Genomic DNA, 22,489 nt, shown 5'->3' with positions numbered 1-22,489 from the left:
CATTAAAACGTGACCGTCAAAGTCTATTCACTAGGACCCAAATCTCTCCAGGTCCCGCAAGCTTCGCCGCCCACGTTTCTCTTTCTTCTCATATTCAATTGTCAAAAAACAGACCACTTCAAAGCAGTCAAATAATCAAACTCCGAAACCACAAGGCCCCGAAACCAAACAAGCAATCCGCTCATTCCTTGATTTTCTTAGAACGAAAGACTTCGTCGCCAGCAGCGCCGCCGCCCTCGTTCAGTGAGCGGACTTATAAGAGAACCTCACCAAACAAGTCAACACACCCATCGTCAAAAAACTGACATTTTTCGTAACTAACTGATTTTAATAGATAGTTTTGGAGAAATGCGTCAGGGACAATGGGAGGGGCAGATTCTCTACCTGTTTTCGCGACGCACCGGACGGCGCCCCTTTCATACCTTATTGCAAATGACCTGAAGAGACCGGGCATTGGCCGGCAGGCCACTTGCCCGGCCTTTACATATGACTGTCAAAGCGCCAGTCCGTGCATTAGAAACGGCATATAGGACGCTTAACACCACGAGATCGCCGCAGGCCCTTTGCATGACCAGAACGCCCGTTCCCATAAAGACCGAATTGCCCGAACTTCCCGTCAGCGCCGTATTGGGGGATATTGCCCAGGTGTTAGCCGCAAAGAAGCGCGCAGTTCTTTCGGCTCCGCCGGGGGCGGGCAAGACCACGCTCGTGCCGCTTCATCTTTTACACGAGGACTGGCGGGGCGACGGCAAGATCATTCTTCTTGAACCACGCCGGCTCGCTGCCCGGGCTGCGGCCGGACGCATGGCCGAGCTGCTTCGTGAGAATGTCGGGGAAACCGTCGGTTATCGCATGCGGCTCGACAACCGCGTCTCCTCGAAAACCAGGATAGAGGTGGTGACCGAAGGTGTGTTTGCCCGGATGGTTCTCGATGACCCCGAGCTATCAGGCGTTTCCACGGTAATTTTCGACGAATTTCATGAGCGCTCGCTCGACGGCGATTTCGGGCTGGCGCTGGCGCTCGACGTACAGGCGGGGTTACGGGAGGATCTGTGCATTCTCGTGATGTCCGCCACGCTCGATGTGGAGAGTATCAGCGCGCTGATGGGCGACGCGCCGGTCATTCAGAGCCTTGGCCGGACGTTCCCGATCGACATTCGATATGAAGAACGGTGGCAAGGTATCCATGTCGATGAAAAAGTCGCCAAGGCGATTACAGAGGCCCACGCATCCGAAACCGGTTCGATTCTGGCCTTCCTGCCCGGCCAGGCGGAGATCACCCGCACAGCCTCGCGGCTGGAGGGACGCTTTCCTGATGATACGGACATTATCCCGCTTTACGGCAACCTGTCGCAAAAGGAGCAAGATGCCGCGATCAAGCCGGCACCGGGCGGACGGCGCAAGATCGTGCTTGCTACGTCAATCGCCGAGACATCCATTACCATCGATGGCGTGCGGGTGGTGATCGACAGCGGTCTGCAGCGATTGCCGGTCTTTGAGCCGGCGACCGGAATCACCAGACTGGAGACCGTGCGGGTGTCGCGGGCTTCCGCCGACCAGAGGGCCGGCCGCGCTGGGCGAACGGAGCCCGGCATTGCGATCCGGCTTTGGCATCAGGGGCAGACGGCGGCGCTCAATGCCTTTACGCCACCGCAAATTCTGGCGAGCGATCTTTCCGGTCTCGCCCTCGATCTCGCCCACTGGGGCGTTCACGACCCTTCCGCGCTCGCATTTCTCGATGCGCCGCCTGAAGCCGCACTGAAAGAATCGGTGGTGCTTCTCAAAAACCTCGGTGCCCTCGATGACGGCGGTGGGCTGACGCGACAAGGTCGTCTGATGCGCGGCCTTTCACTGCCGCCGCGGCTTGCAGCCATGGTGATTGCCTCGGCGGACGAAGGTGCCGGGAAAAAAGCGGCGATGCTCGCCGTCATGCTGACGGAACAGGGGCTGGGTGGCAACGACATCGATCTAGATGAAAGGCTGCGGCGCTTTTTTTCCGAGAGAAGTGAGAGAGCGCAGGCGGCGCGCAAGCTGGCATCGCGGCTGCTCGATGCTATCGGCTACAAGACCGCGAAGGCTGAAACGCCGAGCGAGGCCGGTGCTCTGCTGCTGCACGCCTATCCGGACAGGATTGCGCTTCAACGCGGCGCGCGGGGGCGTTACGTGATGGCCAATGGGCGGGGCGCGGAGCTGGCCGAGACCGAACGGCTGGCGGCGAGCAAAATGCTCGTCGTGGCCGATATTACCGGACGGGCGGCGCAGCCACGTGTTCTTGCGGCGGCGGCTATCGAAAGGGCTGATATAGAAGAGCGGATGCCGCATCTTATCGTCCAGCAGGAACAGTTGCTGTTCGACAAGGCGAGCGGTCAGGCGCGGGCGCGAAAAGTGACACGCCTTGGTGCCATCATTCTCGACGAGACACCCCTGCCCAGACCCGATGGCGAACAGGCGGCGCGGGCACTTGCCAATGGCGTCAGGGAATTCGGCCTCGACATTCTTCCATTTTCGAAAGAAACCCTGCAGCTGCGTGACAGGATCGGTTTTCTGAATGCCAGCATCGGCGATCCGTGGCCTGACGTTAGCGATGCGGCGCTGCTTGCACGGCTGGAGGAATGGTTCGTTCCTTTCCAGAACGGCGCCCGCAGCCTTCAGGACATCCGGCCCGGCAGCCTCTCCGAGGGAATCCTGTCGCTGGTGCCGCATGAGGTGGCACGAGATCTCGGGCGGCTGGCACCGACGCATTTCGAAGCGCCGACGGGTCAGCGGCACCCCATCCGTTACGACGCCAACGAACCGACGCTTTCCATTCGCGTACAGGAGCTTTTCGGACTGAAGGCCCACCCCGCCATTGCGCAGGGGCGCCTGCCGCTGCTCCTGGAATTGACCTCCCCGGCGCACAGGCCGATACAGACGACACGCGATCTTCCCGGTTTCTGGACGGGCTCGTGGAAGGATGTGCGGGCGGATATGCGCGGGCGGTATCCGCGCCATCCCTGGCCGGAGGATCCGGCCTCGGCCCTGCCGACCAGCCGTGCGAAACCGCGCGGGACGTGACGATGATGAAAAGGGTAAAGGAGAAGACGGTGGCTGGCCATCCGATCGAAACCACCAGGCTTGGCCGCGCCAGCCGCAGGATAAGGCTGCAGACCATCATCTGGCTGCGCTGGCTGGCGGTGGCCGGACAGACGGCGACGATCCTGTTTGTCGCTTTCGCGCTGAATTTTCCCCTGCCGCTTCTCGCCTGCGGACTTCTGATCGCGGCGCTGGCGCTTGCCAATCTGTTTCTCACCGCCCGTTTTCCGTCCACCTATCGTCTGGAGCCGTGGGAAGCGACATTGCTGCTCGCCTTCGACCTGCTGCAACTGACGGCACTGATCTATATTACCGGTGGACTTTCCAATCCCTTCGCGCCGCTGATCTGCGTGCAGGTCATCATCGCCTTTGCCTCGCAGCCGCTGCGGCATTCGCTCATCCTGCTCGGCTTTGCCGTCATCTGCTCGACGGCGATCGCCTTTTCGCCCTTTCCTGTCCCCTGGTACCCCGAAGAGGTTTTGCCGATCCAGCTTCTGCTGCATGTCGGCACCTGGGTTGCGATCATCGCCACCACCTCTTTCGCGGCCTTTTATGCCTATCGCGTTTCGCATGAAGCCAATCAGCTGGCTGATGCACTGGCGGCAACGGAGTTGGTGCTAGAGCGGGAAAAACACCTTTCCCAGCTCGACGGGCTGGCGGCAGCGGCAGCGCATGAGCTCGGCACGCCGCTTGCGACAATCAGCGTCGTCGCCAAGGAAATGGAACGGGAACTGGGGCATGATGAGAAATACGGCGAAGACATAGCGCTGCTGCGCAGCCAGAGCGAAAGATGCCGCGATATTCTGCGCCGGCTCACCTCGCTCTCCGCCGACAACGAGGAGCATATGAGCCGTCTGCCGCTTTCCTCGCTGATCGAGGAGGTGATGGCGCCGCATCGTGAGTTCGGCATTCGCCTGGAACTGGTGGAAAAGACTGGTCGTGCCGAGGAGCCGGTCGGTGTCCGCAACGCCGGCATTATCTACGGGCTGGGCAACCTCATCGAAAATGCCGTGGACTATGCGCGTGAGAAGGTGACCGTGACGGTGGATCACGATGCCCAGAACGTCGCCGTCATCATAGAGGATGACGGGCCGGGTTATGCCCATGACGTGCTTGCCCGTATCGGCGAGCCCTATGTGACCGAACGTCACAATGATACCCGCGCCGGCGGGCTTGGCCTTGGGCTTTTCATCGCCAAGACCTTGCTGGAGCGTTCCGGCGCGGCTGTTACCTTTGAAAATCGCGCATCAAGCAAAAGCGGGGCGCGGGTCACAATCGTCTGGCCTCGGGCGCTGATGGACGATAAAAGAAGCCGTTGACTTTACCATCCACGTTGAAGCGGCGATAAGAAGAAGAAAATCAAGCCGATGAAGTTGCCGGAAGGCCGGAAACATGAAGATTGAAGACCAGACCCCAGCCACCAGCAAACCGGTGGACGATATCGATCCCATCGGACCCGACAGATCGCTGCTGATCGTCGACGATGACGGCCCGTTTCTGCGCCGGCTTGCCCGGGCCATGGAAACACGCGGCTTTGCCGTCGATACTGCCGAGACGGTGAGCGAGGGCATTGCCCGCTCCAAGGCCGCGCCGCCGAAATATGCGGTCGTCGATTTGAGGCTTGCTGATGGCAACGGGCTGGAAGTGATCGAAGCCATCAGGCAGAACCGGGACGACACGCAGATCGTCGTTTTGACCGGCTACGGCAATATCGCCACCGCCGTGACCGCCGTGAAGCTCGGCGCGCTGGACTATCTCGCCAAACCCGCCGATGCGGACGATGTCTTTAATGCTCTGACACAGCGCAAGGGTGAAAAGACCGAGGTTCCCGAAAACCCGATGTCGGCAGACCGCGTGCGCTGGGAGCATATTCAGCGGGTTTATGAAATGTGCGAGCGCAATGTTTCGGAAACGGCGCGTCGGCTCAACATGCATCGGCGCACCCTTCAGCGCATTCTCGCGAAACGCGCTCCGAAGTGAAGCATTTCCAGTAAAAGTGCGCAGTGGTTTTACGTCCGGATAATGGGCTGGAACCGAAAGCTATTCCCCGAAACTGCGCCCGGTCGTCCATTCAGCCAACATAAGCCGGGTTGCAGCGGTTCTTGAAAAATCCAGCATTACCGATTTGCGGGTCGCCGGCGGCAATTTGTGCTCCGGCGCATCTCGCAGCATGTGTGCTCCATAGCCATCCGAGAGGATCAGCCCACATTCCTCAGGGAATATGTCGGTCGGAACTTCCGGATGAGTGGCGAAAAATAGCCGGTCGCAATGCAGGCGATAATCCGGCCATTTACGATCGACGCGGAAATCCTCGATCGAGGATTTGATTTCGATGATCCAGATTTCACCCTTGGCCGACAGGCTAATGAGATCGGCTCTGCGTCCGCTCGCAAGCGGCAGTTCCGGCAGAACCGAATGGCGCATCTCATGCAACAGCACCTGTACGCCGCGACGTACCAGCATCGCCTTGTCCGACTGGCGGCCGTCGATTAACGGATTATTGTTGGTAAAGGAAAGAATAGTCATGGATAAAGGCTGCTGAAGCGTTTGGCCTATTGTTGCAAAAAGGCAATCAACCGGCAATTTTAAAGGCGTTGCCGTTTCGCGGCTGCACAATGGCTTGCCAAGTGCGACTTAATGGAAAATAACCGATTTATCCAATTAAGCCTACTCCTTCGCACAATTTGGCGAATTTTCCGCGAGAACGACATGCGCATCCGCACCCCATTGACCCTACTCGGTCTGACGGCAGCACTGGCACTGGCCGGCTGCGCCGAAACGACTTCCCAATCCTCCGCTCCGACCTCCGGCAAGATCGCGGCGTCAGTGCCGGTTGCTGACCCCGTTCCGGCGAAGGTCGAAACGGTCCAGATTTTCAACGATGTCTACGGTCCCGTGACCGATGCGGGTTATGCGCTGCCGGCCATTCCGATCAATCGCGTGAATGAGAAGTACCGCCGCCAGATCGTCGAGTTCCAGACATCCGAGCGTCCCGGCACCATCATCGTCAATACGCGCGATCGTTACCTCTATTATATCATGTCCGGTAACCGCGCTGTGCGTTACGGCATTGGCGTCGGCAAGGCGGGTTTTGCCTGGGCCGGTGAAGCCTATGTGGCCTGGAAGCAGGAATGGCCGATGTGGCACCCGCCGAAGGAAATGGCCGACCGCAAGCCGGAAGTAGCGAAATATGTCGAGGCCGGCATGGGCCCGGGCCTTTCCAACCCACTCGGCGCGCGCGCCATGTATCTCTTCAACGAAAAGGGACAGGACACGCTGTTCCGCATCCACGGTTCGCCCGAATGGGCTTCGATCGGCACTGCTGCCTCTTCGGGCTGCATCCGCATGATCAACCAGGATGTGATCGATCTCTATAGCCGCGTCCGCCCCGGCCGCAGCACCAAGGTCGTCGTGATCCAGTAAGGGTTACATCAGATCAAGAAAAAGCCGCCGAGGATTTTCCCGGCGGCTTTTTTGTTTATGGAAACGCTAGAGAATTTCCGGTGAAAACGGGATCACCTGCAATGCTCTATCTCTTTTGTTTTCAGCATTTCCGGACGTAAAACCGCTAAGCACTCTTACCGGAAATGCCAGGAGGCGGCTTCAGGCCACCTGCTTCGCTTTCAGCTCCAGACGGCGGCGGTGCAGAACCGGTTCAGTGTAACCGTTCGGCTGTTCACGGCCCTTCAGCACCAGCTCGACAGCAGCCTGGAAAGCCACCGATCCATCGAAATCCGACGCCATCGGCAGATAGGCCGGATCGCCGGCATTCTGCGCGTCCACCACGGCGGCCATACGCTTCATGGTCTCGATGATCTGAGCCTCCGTCACCACGCCGTGGCGCAGCCAGTTCGCCATGTGCTGGGCGGAAATGCGCAGCGTGGCGCGGTCCTCCATCAGGCCAATATTGTTGATGTCAGGCACCTTGGAGCAGCCGACACCCTGATCGACCCAGCGAACGACATAACCGAGAATGCCCTGGGCGTTATTATCAAGCTCGCGCTGGATTTCCTCCGGCGTCCAGTTGGGACGCGGTGCGACCGGCACCGACAGGATATCGGAGAGCTTTGCGCGACCACGGCTTTTCAGGCTTTCCTGAACGGCTGCGACGTCGACCTTATGGTAATGCGTGGCGTGCAACGTCGCCGCCGTCGGCGACGGCACCCAGGCGGTATTGGCGCCGGCTTTCGGATGCGCGATCTTCTGCTCCAGCATGGCAGCCATCAGGTCCGGCATGGCCCACATGCCCTTGCCGATCTGGGCGTGGCCGGAGAGACCGCATTCGAGGCCAATATCGACGTTCCAGTTCTCATAAGCCGCGATCCATGCAGCCTGTTTCATGTCGCCCTTGCGGATCATGGGGCCTGCTTCCATAGAGGTATGGATTTCGTCGCCGGTGCGATCGAGGAAGCCGGTATTGATGAAGACTACGCGATCCTTCGCCGCGCGAATGCTTTCCTTGAGGTTGACGGTGGTGCGGCGCTCCTCATCCATAATGCCCATTTTCATGGTGTTCGGCGCCATGCCCACAAGATTTTCGACGCGGGCGAATATCTCGTTGGCGAAAGCAACCTCTTCCGGTCCGTGCATCTTCGGTTTGACGACATACATGGAGCCGGCGCGGGAATTCTGGCGTCGTCCGGACGGGCCGACATCGTAAAGCGCGATCAGCGCCGTCACGACGGCATCCATAATGCCTTCCGGCACGTCGCGGCCATCCCTGTCGAGGATCGCCGGATTGGTCATGAGATGACCGACATTGCGCACCAGCATCAGGGAACGGCCCGGCAGCGTGAGCGCGGAACCATCGGGAGCGGTATAATAACGATCCGGGTTGAGGCGGCGGGTGAAAGTGTTGCCGCCCTTGGAGACGGCTTCCGTCAAATCGCCGCGCATCAGGCCAAGCCAGTTGCCGTAAACCAGCACCTTGTCCTCGGCATCGACGGCGGCGACAGAATCCTCGCAATCCATGATAGTCGTCAGCGCCGATTCGAGGATGACGTCCGATATGCCTGCTCTATCGCTTTTGCCGATTTCGGTCGAGGGATCGATGACGATTTCCGTGTGCAGACCGTTCTTGCCGAGCAGGATCGTGGCGGGCTTTGCCGCTTCACCGCTAAAACCCTTGAATTGAGCTGCATCCTTGAGTCCCGTCGTGACAGCACCGATGGCAAGCTGCAACAGGCCGTCAACGATTTTGAAGCCTATGACGTCGGACCAGCTTCCGGTCTCGAGCGGTGCGGATTCATCAAGGAAGTTGCGCGCCCAGGCGATGACCTTGTCGCCACGCTTCGGATTGTAACCCCTGCCCTTTTCCGCACCATCAGCATCAGAAATGGCGTCCGTGCCGTAGAGCGCATCATAAAGCGAGCCCCAGCGGGCATTGGCGGCGTTCAGCGCATAACGCGCATTCATGACGGGAACAACGAGCTGCGGACCGGCGACGACGGCAATTTCCGGGTCGACATTGCTGGTTTCCACCTTGAAGCCGGGACCTTCCGGCAGCAGGTAGCCGATCTCCTTGAGGAAGGCCTCATAGGCATCGAAATCCGAGGGAGCGCCGTTCTCACGGTACCAACCATCGATTTTTTCCTGCAGCGCATCGCGCTTGGCAAGCAGTTCACGATTCTTCGGAGAAAGCTCATGGACGATGGCCGAAAAACCCTCAAAGAAGGTCTCGCTGTCCAGACCTGTGCCCGGAAGCACCTCGTCCGTCAAAAAGGCATACAGCCTGTCGTCAATGGAAAGACCGAATTTATCCGTGCGGCTCACATGCGCCTCCTTATATTCTGAAGGCATAGATTGGACGCTGAGGCGGTCGCTCGTCAATCGCGGCATCCAGCCAAATATTATTTCCTTTTTGGAAACAATATGGCGGATAATAGTCTTTTTCTACAAAAGCGCCTGCAGATCCTTGATGCGGTCGTTCACCAGCCAGCCGTAATAATTTTCTTCCGGCAATAGCGGCTGCTCGCCGCCTCCGGCGCGTTGGCGGTTCTTCTGTGCAAGCGCAGCCGCACGCTGCTGCGAACCGCCGACATTATAAAGCGTGGAGGTCACACCAGGATTCTTCGAAATATCCATGTCGGCGATCGATCGGTAGTCGTCGATCGACTTGCGGATGGAGGCTGCCATGAAGGCGAGCGAGCGGTCCGGATCCATGATAGCCGTATAAACGGCAGTGGCATCGTTTTCATCCAGCTTTTCGTAACCGGAGGTTCTCGACACCATGTCGGACAGCATCAGCGCCGTTAGCGGGTTGATCTGGCCGAGACCGAAGGTCTGGCCGGCATAAAATGGCTGGAAGAAAACGGCGCTGAAACGGTTGTTCGGATAGGCCACGCCGTCGACGGTCTTACCACGGAAGCTGTCGTCCCAGACATCTTCGCGGCAGTTCCAGAGGCTGTAGGAATCCTTCTTCGCCTGGCATTTGGAAAATTGCGCATGCGTCAGAAACTGCGCAATCGTCTCATCCTTGTAGCCGAAGCGGAAACTGCTACCGGCATAGGAGGCCGCCTTGACGTAATAGGACTGCAGACGGTCATAGGCATCGACATTATAGGTGTGTTCGCCGACGATCGCGCCGACCATATGAATTGGATCGATGCCGTAGCGTCCGGCGGTCGACTTGATCTTGGCGATCAGCGCCTTGTCGGAGGACAAAAGGTCGATCACCTTCTGGTACTTGCGTTCGAAAGAGCTGTTGGACGCCTTGGTTCTGCGGGCGGAAGCGCCGGGAACACCCGGCTGTTCGGCATTGCGATTGCCCGGGGGAACAACCGTCGCGGCCTCGGCATAAGAAGACGAAACGGCGGAAACCGCCAGAGCCACGACAAATGCCAGAAGAATTTTGCGCACGAGCGACTGCCTTTTCTCGAGCCGGCCCTTCCCGGCATGACAAGCGGGAAAACCGGATCATTCCACGAAAGCGGTTCCAACCGGAATGCAGCCCTTCCCATAAACAAAATGCGGGCTGAATGCGAGATGAGGCAGATAAAATAAAAGAGTGCGGCAAATATGGCCGCACTCTTCTTTCGTTGTCCCTGAAGTCTTCAGAGAATGTAACGCGACAAATCCGTATCGGCGGCAAGATCGCCGACATGTTTTTTGACGTATTCCTGATCAATGTTGACGGCGGAGCCACCACGATCCGGTGCGTTGAAGGAGATCTCGTCGAGAACGCGCTCCATCACAGTCTGCAGGCGGCGCGCACCGATGTTTTCGACCGATGAGTTGAGATGAACGGCGACATCGGCCAGTGCATCGATGGCGTCATCTGTGAAATCGAGATCAAGTTCTTCCGTTGCCATCAGCGCCTTGTACTGGCGGATAAGGCTTGCTTCCGTCTCGGTGAGGATACGGCGGAAATCCTCCTTAGTCAGCGGCTTCAACTCGACGCGGATCGGCAGGCGACCCTGAAGCTCCGGCAGAAGATCCGACGGCTTCGCCACATGGAAGGCTCCAGAGGCGATGAAGAGAACATGGTCGGTTTTGACAGGGCCATATTTCGTCGAAACCGTCGTGCCTTCTACAAGCGGCAGGAGATCGCGCTGCACACCCTCGCGGGAGACGCCGGCGCCCATGCCGCCATCGCGGGCGGCGATCTTGTCGATCTCGTCGAGGAAGACGATGCCGTCATTTTCCACCGACTTCACCGCCTCGCGCTGGATCATTTCATTATCCAGCAGCTTGTCGGATTCGTCGCGGACAAGATCGGTATAGGACTTCGAGACCGTGGTGCGCACCTTCTTGGTACGTCCGCCCATAGCCTTGCCGAACATTTCCGACAGGTTCAGCACGCCGATATTGGCGCCCGGCATGCCGGGAATTTCGAAACCGGGCATGCCCGAGCCGCTATCCGCCACCTCGATATCGATTTCCTTGTCGTCCAGCTCACCGTCGCGCAGCTTTTTGCGGAAGCTCTCACGCGTGCCCGGCGATGCGGTCGAGCCAACAAGTGCATCAAGCACCCGTTCCTCGGCGCTCTGATGCGCTTTGGCCTGGACTTCGGCGCGCTTCTTTTCGCGCACGAGACCGATACCGATCTCCACCAGATCGCGGATGATCTGCTCGACATCGCGGCCGACATAACCGACTTCGGTGAATTTGGTGGCTTCGACCTTGATGAAAGGCGCGCCGGCCAGCTTGGCGAGGCGGCGGGAAATCTCCGTCTTGCCGACACCGGTCGGCCCGATCATCAGAATGTTTTTTGGCATGACTTCGTCGCGCAGGCTCTCATCGAGCTGCTGGCGGCGCCAGCGGTTGCGGAGCGCAATCGCGACCGCACGTTTTGCATCATGCTGGCCGATGATGTGGCGGTCGAGTTCCGAGACGATCTCCCGGGGAGAAAAAGTGGTCATTCTATCCTCTCGGCTTTCCTGCTCCGGCCGGCCATTCCGGCCCGGCCCACAGGACCCTTGGGTGAGAAATGGGGGTGAGAAATTCGCTTATTCGGCGTCGAGCGTTTCGACGACGAGATTATGGTTGGTATAAACGCAGATATCGGCGGCGATATCGAGCGACTGGCGCGCTACCTCTTCGGCCGACTTGTCCGTGTCCATCATGGCGCGGGCGGCGGCGAAGGCATAGTTGCCGCCGGAGCCGATGGCGATTGCGCCGTGTTCCGGTTCCAGCACATCCCCATTACCGGTGATGGCAAGCGTGGTCGATTTATCGGCCACCAGCATCATCGCTTCGAGATTGCGCAGATATTTGTCCGTGCGCCAGTCCTTCGCAAGCTCCACGGCGGCGCGCATCAACTGGCCGGGATATTGCTCAAGCTTCTTTTCGAGACGGTCGAGCAGCGTGAAGGCATCCGCCGTCGCACCGGCAAAACCGGCAATCACCTCACCCTTGCCGATACGGCGAACTTTGCGGGCATTGCCCTTCATGACGGTCTGGCCAAGGCTTACCTGCCCGTCGCCAGCCATGACGACCTTGCCGCCCTTCCTGACTGTAATAATTGTTGTCATCAAACACCTGTCTGCCCTGACGGGCCTGGGGTTAACGGGCCGGGACACGGCCCTCTGCGGTTCTATGTAAGTTTGCTTTTCACGATTGCAATCTTCGGGGCGACGCACCGTTTTCGGCCCGTCACGCAAGACGATGGAACAACTGGATATTTGTGTCCCGTGCTGATAAGGAACGGCAACATTTTCACGGAGCGGCCAAAATGGCAGAACGTAAAGGCGAGATTATCCGCAAGACCAACGAAACCTCGGTTTCGGTCCGCGTGGATGTCGACGGCACCGGCAAATCGAAAATTTCCACCGGCGTGGGATTTTTCGACCATATGCTGGACCAGCTCAGCCGCCATTCGCTGATCGACATGGACATCGAAGTTCAGGGCGACCTGCATATTGATGACCACCACACCGTGGAAGATACCGGCATCGCCATCGGCCAGGCAATTGCCAAGGCGCTGGGCGACCGGCGTGGGATTACCCGTTACGCCTCGCTCGATCTGGCCATGGACGAGACGATGACCAAGGCTGCCGTCGATATTTCCGGTCGGCCGTTCCTTGTGTGGAACGTCAATTTCTCCGCGCCGAAGATCGGCACCTTCGATACCGAACTGGTGCGCGAGTTCTTTCAGGCACTCGCGCAGAATGCCGGCATTACGCTGCATATCCTGAACCATTACGGCGCCAACAACCACCATATCGCCGAAACGTGCTTCAAGGCCGTTGCCCGCGTTCTTCGCACGGCAACCGAGATCGACCCCCGGCAGGCAGGCCGCGTTCCCTCGACCAAGGGTATGCTGGCCTGACGCCAAAGCTGTCAGGAAGCCCATGACAAGCTATCTCGTTCTGGAAGCCCCCAACGGGCCGGACAGGGACCACAAGACGACCCGCTTCATTGCAGACCGTTTCGTCTGGCTGGCACTGATTGCGCCTTGGTTATGGCTTGCCGTCAACCGGCTGTGGCTGACGACGGCGGTTGTTGTCATTGCCACGCTTGTGGCCGGGCAAATCTCAATGTTAGCCGGATTCGAACCCGTCGGCATTCTCCTTGGTTTCGCCATCGGGCTTATCACGGCGCTGGAGGGGCGTGATTTTCTCGTCCGGCACCTGATCCGCAAAGGCTGGACGCTGACTTCGGTCATTTCCGCCCCTGATCTTTCGAGCGCGGAAGATATATATTTCTCCAGTCTCTCCGAAAACGCCGACAAGGCGGAACAGTTGTCCCAGCCGGTCTGGACCACTTCTGCGCAAAAGAGCGGCGGCAAAAACTTCGTCGACGATCCCGCCGGATCGTTTCTTTTCGACTTGAATGGAAGGCGCTGACATGCGTGTCGCGATTATCGACTACGGTTCGGGCAATTTGCGTTCGGCCACCAAAGCTTTCGAGCGTGCCGCCCGCGAGGCTGGCATCGACGCAACCATCGATCTGACCGACAAGCCGGATCACGTCGCCTCGGCGGACCGTATCGTTCTGCCGGGCGTCGGTGCCTATGCGGATTGCAGTGCGGGTCTGAATGCCGTGCCCGGTATGCACGAGGCGCTCATCGAAGCCGTCGAGAAAAAAGCCCATCCTTTCCTCGGCATCTGCGTCGGCATGCAGCTGATGTCCTCACGCGGACTGGAAAAGACCGTCAGCACCGGGCTCGGCTGGATCGAAGGGGACGTCGTGGAAATGACGCCGTCCGATCCTACTCTTAAAATCCCGCAGATCGGCTGGAATACGCTGGAAATCCGCCACGCGCACCCGCTGTTCGACGGCATAAAGACCGGTGCGGATGGGCTGCATGCCTATTTCGTGCATTCCTATCATCTGGCGGCCAAGCACTCGACTGACGTCATCGCCACCACCAGTTATGGTGGCGCGATGACGGCTTTCGTCGGCCGCGACAACATGGCGGGCGCGCAGTTCCACCCGGAAAAAAGCCAGACGCTCGGCCTTGCCCTGATTTCCAATTTCCTGCGCTGGAAGCCCTGACATGATTCTTTTTCCCGCAATCGATCTCAAAGACGGTGAGTGCGTTCGCCTGAAACTCGGCGATATGGAGGAGGCAACCGTCTATAACGAGGACCCCGGTGCGCAGGCGAAGGCCTTCGAGGACCAGGGCTTCGAATGGCTGCATGTGGTTGATCTCAACGGCGCTTTTGCCGGTGAGACAGTCAATGGTGCAGCGGTTGATGCCATTTTGAAATCCACGAAAAACCCGGTGCAGCTGGGCGGCGGTATTCGCACACTCGACCATATCGAGGCTTGGCTCAGCCGTGGGCTTGCCCGCGTCATTCTCGGCACCGTGGCAGTGCGCGATCCGGTTCTGGTCATCGAAGCCTGCAAGCGTTTCCCCGGCCAGGTCGCCGTCGGCATCGACGCCAAAGGCGGCAAGGTGGCGGTGGAAGGCTGGGCGGAAGCCTCCGAACTCGGTGTCATCGAACTTGCCAAACGTTTCGAAGGCGCTGGCGTTGCCGCCATCATCTATACCGATATCGATCGTGACGGCATTCTGGCCGGCATCAACTGGGCCTCAACGCTGGAACTGGCGGATGCCGTCTCTATCCCGGTTATCGCTTCCGGCGGCCTTGCCTCCATCGATGATATCAAGCGCATGCTGCAGCCGGATGCCGCAAAGCTCGAGGGTGCGATTTCAGGCCGTGCGCTTTACGACGGGCGTATCGACCCCACCGAAGCGCTTGACCTCATCAAGGCCGCGAAGGAGGTACGTGCATGACCCTCAAAGCCCGCATTATTCCCTGCCTCGACGTGAAAGACGGCCGTGTCGTCAAGGGTGTGAACTTCGTCGACCTGATCGATGCCGGCGACCCGGTCGAGGCAGCAAAAGCCTATGATGCGGCGGGTGCGGATGAACTCTGCTTCCTCGACATCACCGCGTCCTCGGACAATCGCGACACCATCTTCGATGTCGTCTCGCGCACTGCGGACCATTGCTTCATGCCGGTGACGGTCGGTGGCGGGGTTCGCAGCGTCGCGGATATTCGCAAGCTGCTCCTCTGCGGCGCGGACAAGGTCTCGATCAATTCCGCAGCCGTCAAGGATCCCGATTTCGTTGCACAGGCAGCCGACAAATTCGGCAACCAGTGCATCGTCGTTTCCATCGACGCCAAGCGAGTTTCGAAAGATGGCGAAGCTGGCCGCTGGGAAATCTTTACCCATGGCGGACGCCAGCCGACCGGCATCGACGCCGTGGAATTTGCCATCAAGATGGTTGAACGGGGTGCCGGCGAATTGCTTGTCACCTCGATGGACCGCGACGGCACCAAGAGCGGTTATGATATCGGCCTGACGCGCAGCATTGCCGATCAGGTTCGCGTGCCCGTCATCGCCTCGGGCGGCGTTGGTACGCTTGATGATCTGGTGGCGGGTGTTCGCGATGGCCACGCGACGGCAGTGCTTGCCGCTTCCATCTTCCACTTCGGCACCTATTCGATCGGCGAAGCCAAGAGCTACATGGCCGAGCATGGCATTGCCATGCGTCTCGATTGATTGCAGGAACATCCCATGAGCGCATTTTCCCTTTCCGATCTGGAACGCATCGTCGCGAAGCGTGCCGCTGCATCCCCTGATGAATCCTGGACGGCAAAGCTGGTTGCTGCCGGCCAGGAGCGCGCAGCAAAGAAGCTGGGCGAAGAAGCGGTTGAAGCCGTCATCGCTGCCATCGCACAGGATCGCGACGGGCTTAAAAACGAAGCAGCCGACCTGCTTTACCATCTGCTGGTGGTGCTGAAGATCGCCGACATTCCCTTGAGCGATGTTTTTGCCGAGTTGGAGCGCCGCACAGGTCAGACCGGCCTTGCGGAAAAGGCGGCGAGGCCGACACCATGAAGATCGAGGCAGGCAGCGGGGAGAGAGGCATGCCAGGCACACTCGATCATTTTCGTGCGGACGAATATTCGCCCTACCACTTCTTCAGTTCCGAAGAATGGGCCAAATTCCGCGCCGACACGCCACTGACGCTTTCCGCCGATGAGGTGAAGCGGCTGCGATCGCTGGATGACCCCATCGATCTGGATGAAGTGCGGCGCATTTACCTGTCGCTGTCGCGCCTCCTTTCATCGCATGTGGAAGCGTCGCAGCTGCTTTTCGAACAGCGCAACCGCTTTTTGAATATGGGGAATGTCAACAAGACGCCCTTCGTCATCGGCATTGCCGGATCGGTGGCCGTTGGCAAATCGACGACAGCGCGTATCCTGAAAGAGCTTCTGGCCCGCTGGCCTTCCAGCCCGAAGGTCGATCTCATCACCACCGACGGGTTTCTTTACCCGAACGAGGTGCTGCGGCGCGAAAACCTGATGGAGCGCAAGGGCTTTCCGGAAAGCTACGATATCGGCGCGCTTCTGCGCTTTCTTTCGGCGATCAAGGCGGGCCAGCCAAATGTAAAGGCTCCGCGTTATTCGCACCTGACCTATGACGTGTTGCCGAACGAATTCACCGTCATCGACCAGCCGGATATCCTGATCTTCGAAGGCATCAACGTGCTGCAATCCCGTGACTTGCCAGCGGGCGGGCGCATCGTGCCGATCGTTTCCGACTTCTTCGATTTCTCGATCTATATCGATGCCGATGAGGATTTCATTCACAACTGGTACGTGAACCGGTTCATGAACCTGAGACAGACCGCCTTCCGCGACCCGAACTCATTCTTCAACCGGTACGCGTCGATCAGCGAAGAGGCGGCACTCAGCATTGCCGAAGGGCTCTGGCAGAACATCAACCTGAAGAACCTGCGCCAGAACATCGTGCCGACGCGCCCGCGCGCCGATCTTATTCTGCGCAAGGGAGAGAACCACCTGATAGATACGGTGGCGCTGCGAAAGCTCTGACAAACTGGGTGCTTGCGGGTTAATCGCCCGAGGGTTTGCCGCGCATTTTCTTGATATCGGAACGACCGGATTTTGCCTTGAGGCGGCGTTCGACAGATCCCTTGGTGGGTTTGGTGGCCTTGCGCACCGGCGGCGGCGGGGCGGCAGCTTCCAGTATCAGCTCCTTCAGCCGCTCGCGCGCATCTTCACGATTGCGCTCCTGACTTCGAAACCGGCTGGCCTCGATCATCAGCACACCCTCTTTCGAAACACGTCGACCGCCAAGCCTGAGGGCATTGGCCTTCACCCGATCCGAGAGGGACGGTGAATTGGCAATATCGAAAAACAGCTGAACCGCCGTCGAGACCTTGTTGACGTTCTGGCCGCCCGGCCCGCCGGCCAGCACGAATTGCTCCGTCAGCTCCCAGCCGGCGATGGTGATACGGTTGCTGATGTAAAGCGGGTCGCTGGCCATGATCTTTCTCCGCGCCGGTGATGCCACAGAACGCAAAAAATGAAAACAGCGGACAAAACGAAAGAATCCGGCAAAAAGAAACCCGGCACTGGGCCGGGTTCCCTCCTCCTCACGAATGAGACTTTATTCATTCGGCCGCGAGCAGAAGGCCCGGGGCTGCATCGCGAACCTTGCTGTCGACGTGATCTTCGAACTTGGTGAAGTTCGAAACGAACATCGATACCAGCTTCTTCGCCTGCGCGTCGTAAGCTGCGCCATCGGCCCAGGTGGAACGTGGATCAAGGATCGCACCATCGACGCCGTCGAGCGACAGCGGCACGGCGAAACCGAAATTCGCATCGGTACGGAATTGCGCATTCTTCAGGTCGCCGGTAAGTGCGGCGGTCAGAAGTGCGCGCGTTGCCTTGATGGGCATACGCTTGCCGATGCCATAGGCGCCGCCGGTCCAGCCGGTATTGACCAGCCAGCAATCGACGCCGTGCTTGCCGATCAGCTCACGCAGCAGGTTGCCGTATTCCGCCGGATGACGCGGCATGAAGGGTGCACCGAAGCAGGTCGAGAATGTCGCTTCCGGCTCGGTCACGCCCTTTTCCGTGCCGGCAACCTTGGCGGTGTAACCGGAGAGGAAGTGGTACATGGCCTGTTCCGGCGTCAGCCGCGCGATCGGCGGCAGCACGCCGAAGGCATCCGCCGTCAGCATGATGATCGTCTTCGGATGGCCGGCAATGCCGGTTTCCGATGCATTCGGAATGAAGTGCAGCGGATAGGCGCTGCGGGTGTTTTCCGTCAGCGAATTGTCGTTGAAATCAGGAACCCGGCTTTCATCCAGCACGACGTTTTCGAGAACCGTGCCGAAACGGTTGGTCGCGGCATAGATTTCCGGCTCGGCCTCGGACGAAAGCTTGATCGCCTTGGCATAACAGCCGCCCTCGAAGTTGAAGATGCCGTGTTCGCCCCAACCATGTTCGTCATCGCCGATCAGCGTGCGCGCCGGGTCGGCGGAGAGCGTGGTCTTGCCGGTGCCGGAGAGGCCGAAGAACACGGCGGAGTCACCCTCAGGACCGACATTGGCCGAGCAATGCATCGGCATCACGCCCTTGGCCGGCAGCAGGTAGTTCAGCACCGTGAAGACCGACTTCTTGTTTTCACCGGCATAGGACGTGCCGCCGATGAGCACCAGGCCATTCGTCAGATCGCAGGCAATGACCGTTTCCGTGCGAACGCCGTGACGGGCCGGATCAGCCTTGAAGCTTGGCAGGTTGATGATGGTGAGCTTCTGGCTGAAGCCCGAAAGCATCTCCCGCTTCGGCCGGATCAGCAGATTGCGGATGAACAGCGAATGCCAGGCAAGCTCGGTGACGACGCGGGTCGGCAGCGCATTTTCCTCATCGGCGCCGCCGATCAGGTCCTGCACGTAAAGCGTCTTGCCGGCGGCATGGGCCAGCATGTCCTGACGCAGCAGCTCGAAATTTTCCGGCGACAGCGGCTTGTTGTTGTCCCACCAGATGGTGTTCTCGGTGGAAGCATCACGAACGACGAATTTATCCTTCGGCGAGCGGCCCGTATGCTGGCCGGTGACGGCGCGCAGCGCGCCGTCGATGGTCAGTTCGGCTTCGCCGTTACGGATCGCGTGTTCGTATAATTCGCTCTCATTGAGGTTATAAAAGACGCGGGAGGCCTCGCCCAGTCCGAGTTCCGCAACTCCATTGGCAGGATTATGAACCCCAAGCTCGTTCATGACGCGTTCCTTGTAAATGACGATAAGGCCGTTGAAATTTTCACGGAAAATACGTGGCAGCTTTTGGAAACGCAAGAGCCTGACTTTAAAAAACTTAGTGATTTCAATATATTAATCGATTTAAAAGATTTTATTTCTTTTTAAATCGGTTGAAGACGCATTAAAATCCAGCCGCAGGGTTTTTACGAAATTCTCTCGCCGCACCCCAGCGATTTCAGGGCGAGTTTTCCTTTGCCACAATTTGTTCCACCTTTATACTCAAGAGAGTGGCTCGCGGCGCGCAACCTGGCTGGGTGGATGTCGGGAGTTACGAGAAAATGACGATGGAGACCAACTACATGCAGACGATCGCGCTTGTCGACGATGACCGGAATATTCTCACTTCGGTATCGATCGCGCTCGAAGCCGAAGGCTACCGGGTCGAAACGTATACGGACGGCGCCTCCGCGCTTGACGGGTTGATCGCCCGTCCGCCGCAGCTCGCCATTTTCGATATTAAGATGCCCCGCATGGACGGCATGGAGCTTTTGCGACGCCTTCGCCAGAAATCGGATATTCCCGTTATCTTCCTCACCTCGAAGGATGAGGAGATCGACGAATTGTTCGGCCTGAAGATGGGTGCAGACGATTTCATCACAAAGCCCTTTTCGCAGCGCCTTCTGGTGGAACGCGTCAAGGCCATCCTGCGCCGCGCCAGCAGCCGTGAGGCGTCCGCTGCAACCGGCGGCACGCTGAAGCCGACCGCGGACCAGCAGGCGCGCACGCTGGAGCGTGGACAGCTCGCCATGGACCAGGAACGCCACACCTGCACCTGGAAGGGTGAGCCGGTGACGCTGACCGTGACCGAATTCCTCATCCTGCATTCGCTTGCACAGCGGCCGGGCGTGGTGAAAAGCCGCGACGCGTTGATGGATGCCGCCTATGACGAACAGGTCTATGTGGACGACCGCACCATCGACAGCCACATCAAGCGCCTTCGCAAGAAGTTCAAACTGGTCGATGGCGACTTCGATATGATTGAAACGCTTTATGGCGTAGGATATCGCTTCCGCGAAGCGGCTTAAAGAAGCCGACTCAAGCAGAAGGGACCGCCCGAACCGGGCGGTGAGGACTTTAATACGTGTTGAAGAAAACGCCGGAAACCGTCTCGGACAGTGACGATGCCGAAGAACGCGGCAGCGAACGCCGCCATCGTATCCATCCGCTGACGATCATCCGGCGCATTTTCGGCAATGCGGTGTTTTCCAGCCTCACGCGCCGTATCCTCTTCTTCAATGTCGCCGCGACCGTGGTTCTGGTCGGCGGCATTCTCTACCTCAACCAATTCCGTGAAGGGCTGATCGACGCGCGCGTGGAAAGCCTGTTGACGCAGGGCGAAATCATCGCCGGCGCGGTCTCCGCTTCCGCCTCGGTCGATACCAACTCGATCACCATCAATCCGGAAAAGCTGCTCGAATTGCAGGCGGGACAGAGCATCACCCCTGCCCCCAATGATGAGGATCTGAGTTTCCCGATCAACCCGGAGCGGGTGGCGCCGGTTTTGCGGCGGCTGATTTCGCCGACACGCACGCGCGCGCGGCTGTTCGATGCCGATGCAAACCTGCTGCTCGATTCTCGCCACCTTTATTCACGCGGACAGGTTCTGCGCTTCGATCTGCCGCCGGTGACGCCGGAAACCCAGACCTGGGGCGACTGGTTCACCAGCATGTTCAACCGCATGCTGCAGCCGAGCAGCCTGCCGCAATACAAGGAAGCGCCGGGTGGCGATGGCTCGATCTATCCGGAAGTGATGAATGCGCTGACAGGTGTTCGCGGCGCGGTCGTGCGCGTGACTGAAAAGGGCGAGCTGATCGTTTCGGTCGCCGTGCCGGTTCAGCGCTTCCGAGCGGTGCTAGGCGTATTGCTTTTGTCCACCCAGGCGGGTGATATCGACAAAATCGTGCATGCGGAGCGCCTTGCCATCATGCGCGTCTTCGGCATCGCCACGCTGGTCAATATCGTGTTGTCACTGCTTTTATCCTCCACCATCGCCACGCCGCTAAGACGCCTTTCGGCGGCCGCGATCCGCGTGCGCCGCGGGGCGAGAACGCGTGAGGAAATACCGGATTTCTCGGCCCGCCAGGATGAGATCGGCAACCTCTCCATAGCATTGCGTGAAATGACGACGGCGCTCTACGACCGTATCGACGCCATCGAAAGTTTCGCCGCCGATGTCAGCCACGAACTCAAGAACCCGCTGACCTCGCTGCGCAGCGCCGTGGAAACCCTGCCACGCGCCAAGACCGAAGAGTCCAAACAGCGGCTGACCGAAATCATCTTCCATGACGTTCGGCGCCTCGATCGCCTGATCAGCGATATTTCGGACGCGTCGCGCCTCGATGCCGAGCTGGCGCGCGCCGATGCTTCGCCGCTCGACCTCGATGTGCTGATGAAGGGTCTGGTGGACATATCCCGCCAGATCAGCACCAAGAAAAAGAGCGTGGCGATCGATTACGTCGCCGACCGGAAGGCTGGAGCCAAAACCTCTTTCGTGGTGAACGGTCACGATCTTCGTATCGGGCAGATTGTCACCAACCTTATCGAGAATGCACGTTCTTTCGTTTCGGAGGAAAGCGGCCGCATCACCGTGCGCCTTTCCCGCCACAAGGACCGCTGCATCGTGCAGGTGGAAGACAACGGTCCCGGCATTCAGGCAGAAGATATCGACCGGATTTTCGAGCGGTTTTACACCGACCGGCCGGCCAGCGAAGGTTTCGGCCAGAATTCCGGCCTTGGCCTTTCCATCAGCCGCCAGATCGCGGAAGCCCATGGCGGCAGCCTCCGGGCGGAAAACGTGGTCGACAAATACGGCGTGATATCAGGCGCGCGCTTCACCCTGTCGCTGCCGGCGGCCGAAACCCATGAACGCTGAACGCTTCAACCTGCATGCGACCGCCATCGTCGTCGACAACACCGGCATCCTCTTCACGGGTCCGTCGGGAAGCGGCAAGAGCGAGCTCGCCTTCAGCTTCCTGACAGAGGCGGAACGGTGCGGATTGCCGGCGGCCCTGATCGCGGACGATCAGATTTTCGTGTATCGCGACGGCGAAACCATCATCGCCGAGCGGCCGGAAGCAATCGCCGGACTACTGGAATTGCGCGGCAGCGGCATTGTTTCCGTCAAAAGCGTCCCGAGTGGTATACTACATTTCGCCGTCACAACAGTTCTTTCACCGGAAAATCCAAGACTTCCCGAAGATGACGAAGCGTTGTTAATGCCCTGCGGTGGGCATCTTCGGCTTCTGCGTATTCCCCTCTCCAGTCTTGTGCCCTATGGAAAGTTTGCTGCACTTGCTCAGAATCTTTTTAAAACGAATGTGAAGTGACCGTGATTCAGGCGATTTTAGGCTTGCGATTCGCATTTTCCTCATCAAGATGAAATCCCACCGATGG

General features: G+C 58.9%; 21 protein-coding genes. 14 read left to right on the top strand and 7 right to left on the bottom strand.

From position 1 onward, the window contains the following. Positions 1–567 precede the first annotated feature (567 nt). The 3 genes from hrpB (at position 568) to GSF67_RS13600 (ending at position 5,052) form a co-directional block, all read left to right on the top strand. Positions 568–3,054: an ATP-dependent helicase HrpB gene (gene hrpB / locus GSF67_RS13610; RefSeq protein ID WP_006311126.1), complete on the top strand. Its 2,487-nt coding sequence runs from the start codon at positions 568–570 to the stop codon at positions 3,052–3,054. A gap of 29 nt (positions 3,055–3,083) precedes the next feature. Continuing rightward, positions 3,084–4,391, top strand: a complete 1,308-nt coding sequence (gene actS, locus GSF67_RS13605; protein ID WP_083815759.1) for a two-component system sensor histidine kinase ActS — start codon at positions 3,084–3,086, stop codon at positions 4,389–4,391. A 73-nt stretch (positions 4,392–4,464) separates the two neighbouring features. Further along, a complete protein-coding gene (locus GSF67_RS13600) occupies positions 4,465–5,052 on the top strand; it encodes an ActR/PrrA/RegA family redox response regulator transcription factor (protein WP_006311124.1) in 588 nt (195 codons plus the stop codon). Positions 5,053–5,112: 60 nt separating this feature from the next. Here the strand turns inward: GSF67_RS13600 and GSF67_RS13595 are convergent, their stop codons facing one another. Continuing rightward, positions 5,113–5,598, bottom strand: coding sequence for an MmcB family DNA repair protein (locus GSF67_RS13595; RefSeq protein ID WP_006311123.1), 486 nt, complete (start codon positions 5,596–5,598; stop codon positions 5,113–5,115). 183 nt (positions 5,599–5,781) lie between these two features. Here GSF67_RS13595 and GSF67_RS13590 point away from each other — a divergent pair, with 183 nt between their 5' ends. Further along, the gene (locus GSF67_RS13590) at positions 5,782–6,495 is read left to right on the top strand and encodes a L,D-transpeptidase (protein ID WP_006311122.1); all 714 of its coding nucleotides are present in this window, start codon (positions 5,782–5,784) and stop codon (positions 6,493–6,495) included. Between the two features lie 180 nt (positions 6,496–6,675). Here GSF67_RS13590 and GSF67_RS13585 read toward each other — a convergent pair whose 3' ends face one another. From GSF67_RS13585 to hslV, 4 genes are all read right to left on the bottom strand, one after another. Then, positions 6,676–8,844 (bottom strand): malate synthase G, encoded by a 2,169-nt coding sequence (locus GSF67_RS13585; protein WP_035214743.1) that lies wholly within the window; start codon positions 8,842–8,844, stop codon positions 6,676–6,678. Between the two features lie 120 nt (positions 8,845–8,964). Next, entirely contained in the window at positions 8,965–9,930 is a 966-nt protein-coding gene (locus tag GSF67_RS13580) for a DUF1402 family protein (protein ID WP_006311118.1), read from the bottom strand. Between the two features lie 194 nt (positions 9,931–10,124). Beyond that, positions 10,125–11,432 (bottom strand): ATP-dependent protease ATPase subunit HslU, encoded by a 1,308-nt coding sequence (hslU, locus tag GSF67_RS13575; RefSeq protein ID WP_006311117.1) that lies wholly within the window; start codon positions 11,430–11,432, stop codon positions 10,125–10,127. 87 nt (positions 11,433–11,519) lie between these two features. Further along, the gene (gene hslV / locus GSF67_RS13570) at positions 11,520–12,044 is read right to left on the bottom strand and encodes an ATP-dependent protease subunit HslV (protein ID WP_003521197.1); all 525 of its coding nucleotides are present in this window, start codon (positions 12,042–12,044) and stop codon (positions 11,520–11,522) included. Positions 12,045–12,244: 200 nt separating this feature from the next. Here hslV and hisB point away from each other — a divergent pair, with 200 nt between their 5' ends. The 7 genes from hisB to coaA are packed head-to-tail and all read left to right on the top strand — an operon-like array spanning position 12,245 to position 16,865. After that, positions 12,245–12,841 (top strand): imidazoleglycerol-phosphate dehydratase HisB, encoded by a 597-nt coding sequence (hisB, locus tag GSF67_RS13565; protein WP_006311115.1) that lies wholly within the window; start codon positions 12,245–12,247, stop codon positions 12,839–12,841. Between the two features lie 22 nt (positions 12,842–12,863). Then, a complete protein-coding gene (locus GSF67_RS13560) occupies positions 12,864–13,358 on the top strand; it encodes a DUF2628 domain-containing protein (RefSeq protein WP_006311114.1) in 495 nt (164 codons plus the stop codon). 1 nt (position 13,359) lies between these two features. Then, the gene (gene hisH, locus GSF67_RS13555; RefSeq protein WP_035214720.1) at positions 13,360–14,010 is read left to right on the top strand and encodes an imidazole glycerol phosphate synthase subunit HisH; all 651 of its coding nucleotides are present in this window, start codon (positions 13,360–13,362) and stop codon (positions 14,008–14,010) included. A 1-nt stretch (position 14,011) separates the two neighbouring features. Beyond that, entirely contained in the window at positions 14,012–14,755 is a 744-nt protein-coding gene (gene hisA, locus GSF67_RS13550) for a 1-(5-phosphoribosyl)-5-[(5-phosphoribosylamino)methylideneamino]imidazole-4-carboxamide isomerase (protein WP_006311112.1), read from the top strand. Next, a complete protein-coding gene (hisF, locus tag GSF67_RS13545; RefSeq protein WP_006311111.1) occupies positions 14,752–15,528 on the top strand; it encodes an imidazole glycerol phosphate synthase subunit HisF in 777 nt (258 codons plus the stop codon). Before hisA ends, hisF begins: the two co-directional genes overlap by 4 nt. 15 nt (positions 15,529–15,543) lie before the next feature. After that, the gene (locus tag GSF67_RS13540; RefSeq protein WP_006311110.1) at positions 15,544–15,867 is read left to right on the top strand and encodes a phosphoribosyl-ATP diphosphatase; all 324 of its coding nucleotides are present in this window, start codon (positions 15,544–15,546) and stop codon (positions 15,865–15,867) included. Beyond that, complete coding sequence (gene coaA / locus GSF67_RS13535) at positions 15,864–16,865, top strand: type I pantothenate kinase (RefSeq protein ID WP_006311109.1); 1,002 nt, start codon at positions 15,864–15,866, stop codon at positions 16,863–16,865. Before GSF67_RS13540 ends, coaA begins: the two co-directional genes overlap by 4 nt. 19 nt (positions 16,866–16,884) lie before the next feature. Here the strand turns inward: coaA and arfB are convergent, their stop codons facing one another. Continuing rightward, positions 16,885–17,319: an alternative ribosome rescue aminoacyl-tRNA hydrolase ArfB gene (gene arfB / locus GSF67_RS13530; protein ID WP_006311108.1), complete on the bottom strand. Its 435-nt coding sequence runs from the start codon at positions 17,317–17,319 to the stop codon at positions 16,885–16,887. Between the two features lie 127 nt (positions 17,320–17,446). Then, positions 17,447–19,057 (bottom strand): phosphoenolpyruvate carboxykinase, encoded by a 1,611-nt coding sequence (locus GSF67_RS13525; RefSeq protein WP_035214741.1) that lies wholly within the window; start codon positions 19,055–19,057, stop codon positions 17,447–17,449. Between the two features lie 338 nt (positions 19,058–19,395). On the opposite strand from GSF67_RS13525, the gene chvI reads away from it, so the two are divergent. Genes chvI through GSF67_RS13510 form a run of 3 tightly spaced genes read left to right on the top strand, consistent with a single transcriptional unit; the run spans position 19,396 to position 22,422 of the window. Then, positions 19,396–20,121: a two-component system response regulator ChvI gene (gene chvI / locus GSF67_RS13520; protein ID WP_010970615.1), complete on the top strand. Its 726-nt coding sequence runs from the start codon at positions 19,396–19,398 to the stop codon at positions 20,119–20,121. Between the two features lie 56 nt (positions 20,122–20,177). Further along, on the top strand, positions 20,178–21,968 hold the full coding sequence (gene chvG / locus GSF67_RS13515; protein ID WP_006311105.1) for a two-component system sensor histidine kinase ChvG: 1,791 nt from the start codon (positions 20,178–20,180) through the stop codon (positions 21,966–21,968). After that, a complete protein-coding gene (locus GSF67_RS13510) occupies positions 21,958–22,422 on the top strand; it encodes an HPr kinase/phosphorylase (protein WP_006311104.1) in 465 nt (154 codons plus the stop codon). Before chvG ends, GSF67_RS13510 begins: the two co-directional genes overlap by 11 nt. Positions 22,423–22,489 lie beyond the last annotated feature (67 nt).

Origin of the sequence: Agrobacterium sp. CGMCC 11546 (assembly GCF_013365515.1) — a bacterium.
Taxonomy (GTDB): domain Bacteria; phylum Pseudomonadota; class Alphaproteobacteria; order Rhizobiales; family Rhizobiaceae; genus Agrobacterium; species Agrobacterium fabrum.
Note: the sequence above shows the minus strand (reverse complement) of the source record. Positions and strands in the feature narration are given on the sequence as shown.

Excerpts from the sequence above, each read along its gene's own strand:
- hrpB (WP_006311126.1), top strand. The coding sequence starts at position 568 with ATGACCAGAACGCCCGTTCCCATAAAGACCGAATTGCCCGAACTTCCC.
- GSF67_RS13600 (WP_006311124.1), top strand. The coding sequence starts at position 4,465 with ATGAAGATTGAAGACCAGACCCCAGCCACCAGCAAACCGGTGGACGAT.
- GSF67_RS13595 (WP_006311123.1), bottom strand. The coding sequence starts at position 5,598 with ATGACTATTCTTTCCTTTACCAACAATAATCCGTTAATCGACGGCCGC.
- GSF67_RS13590 (WP_006311122.1), top strand. The coding sequence starts at position 5,782 with ATGCGCATCCGCACCCCATTGACCCTACTCGGTCTGACGGCAGCACTG.
- hslU (WP_006311117.1), bottom strand. The coding sequence starts at position 11,432 with ATGACCACTTTTTCTCCCCGGGAGATCGTCTCGGAACTCGACCGCCAC.
- hslV (WP_003521197.1), bottom strand. The coding sequence starts at position 12,044 with ATGACAACAATTATTACAGTCAGGAAGGGCGGCAAGGTCGTCATGGCT.
- hisB (WP_006311115.1), top strand. The coding sequence starts at position 12,245 with ATGGCAGAACGTAAAGGCGAGATTATCCGCAAGACCAACGAAACCTCG.
- GSF67_RS13560 (WP_006311114.1), top strand. The coding sequence starts at position 12,864 with ATGACAAGCTATCTCGTTCTGGAAGCCCCCAACGGGCCGGACAGGGAC.
- hisH (WP_035214720.1), top strand. The coding sequence starts at position 13,360 with ATGCGTGTCGCGATTATCGACTACGGTTCGGGCAATTTGCGTTCGGCC.
- hisA (WP_006311112.1), top strand. The coding sequence starts at position 14,012 with ATGATTCTTTTTCCCGCAATCGATCTCAAAGACGGTGAGTGCGTTCGC.
- hisF (WP_006311111.1), top strand. The coding sequence starts at position 14,752 with ATGACCCTCAAAGCCCGCATTATTCCCTGCCTCGACGTGAAAGACGGC.
- GSF67_RS13540 (WP_006311110.1), top strand. The coding sequence starts at position 15,544 with ATGAGCGCATTTTCCCTTTCCGATCTGGAACGCATCGTCGCGAAGCGT.
- coaA (WP_006311109.1), top strand. The coding sequence starts at position 15,864 with ATGAAGATCGAGGCAGGCAGCGGGGAGAGAGGCATGCCAGGCACACTC.
- arfB (WP_006311108.1), bottom strand. The coding sequence starts at position 17,319 with ATGGCCAGCGACCCGCTTTACATCAGCAACCGTATCACCATCGCCGGC.
- GSF67_RS13525 (WP_035214741.1), bottom strand. The coding sequence starts at position 19,057 with ATGAACGAGCTTGGGGTTCATAATCCTGCCAATGGAGTTGCGGAACTC.
- chvI (WP_010970615.1), top strand. The coding sequence starts at position 19,396 with ATGCAGACGATCGCGCTTGTCGACGATGACCGGAATATTCTCACTTCG.
- GSF67_RS13510 (WP_006311104.1), top strand. The coding sequence starts at position 21,958 with ATGAACGCTGAACGCTTCAACCTGCATGCGACCGCCATCGTCGTCGAC.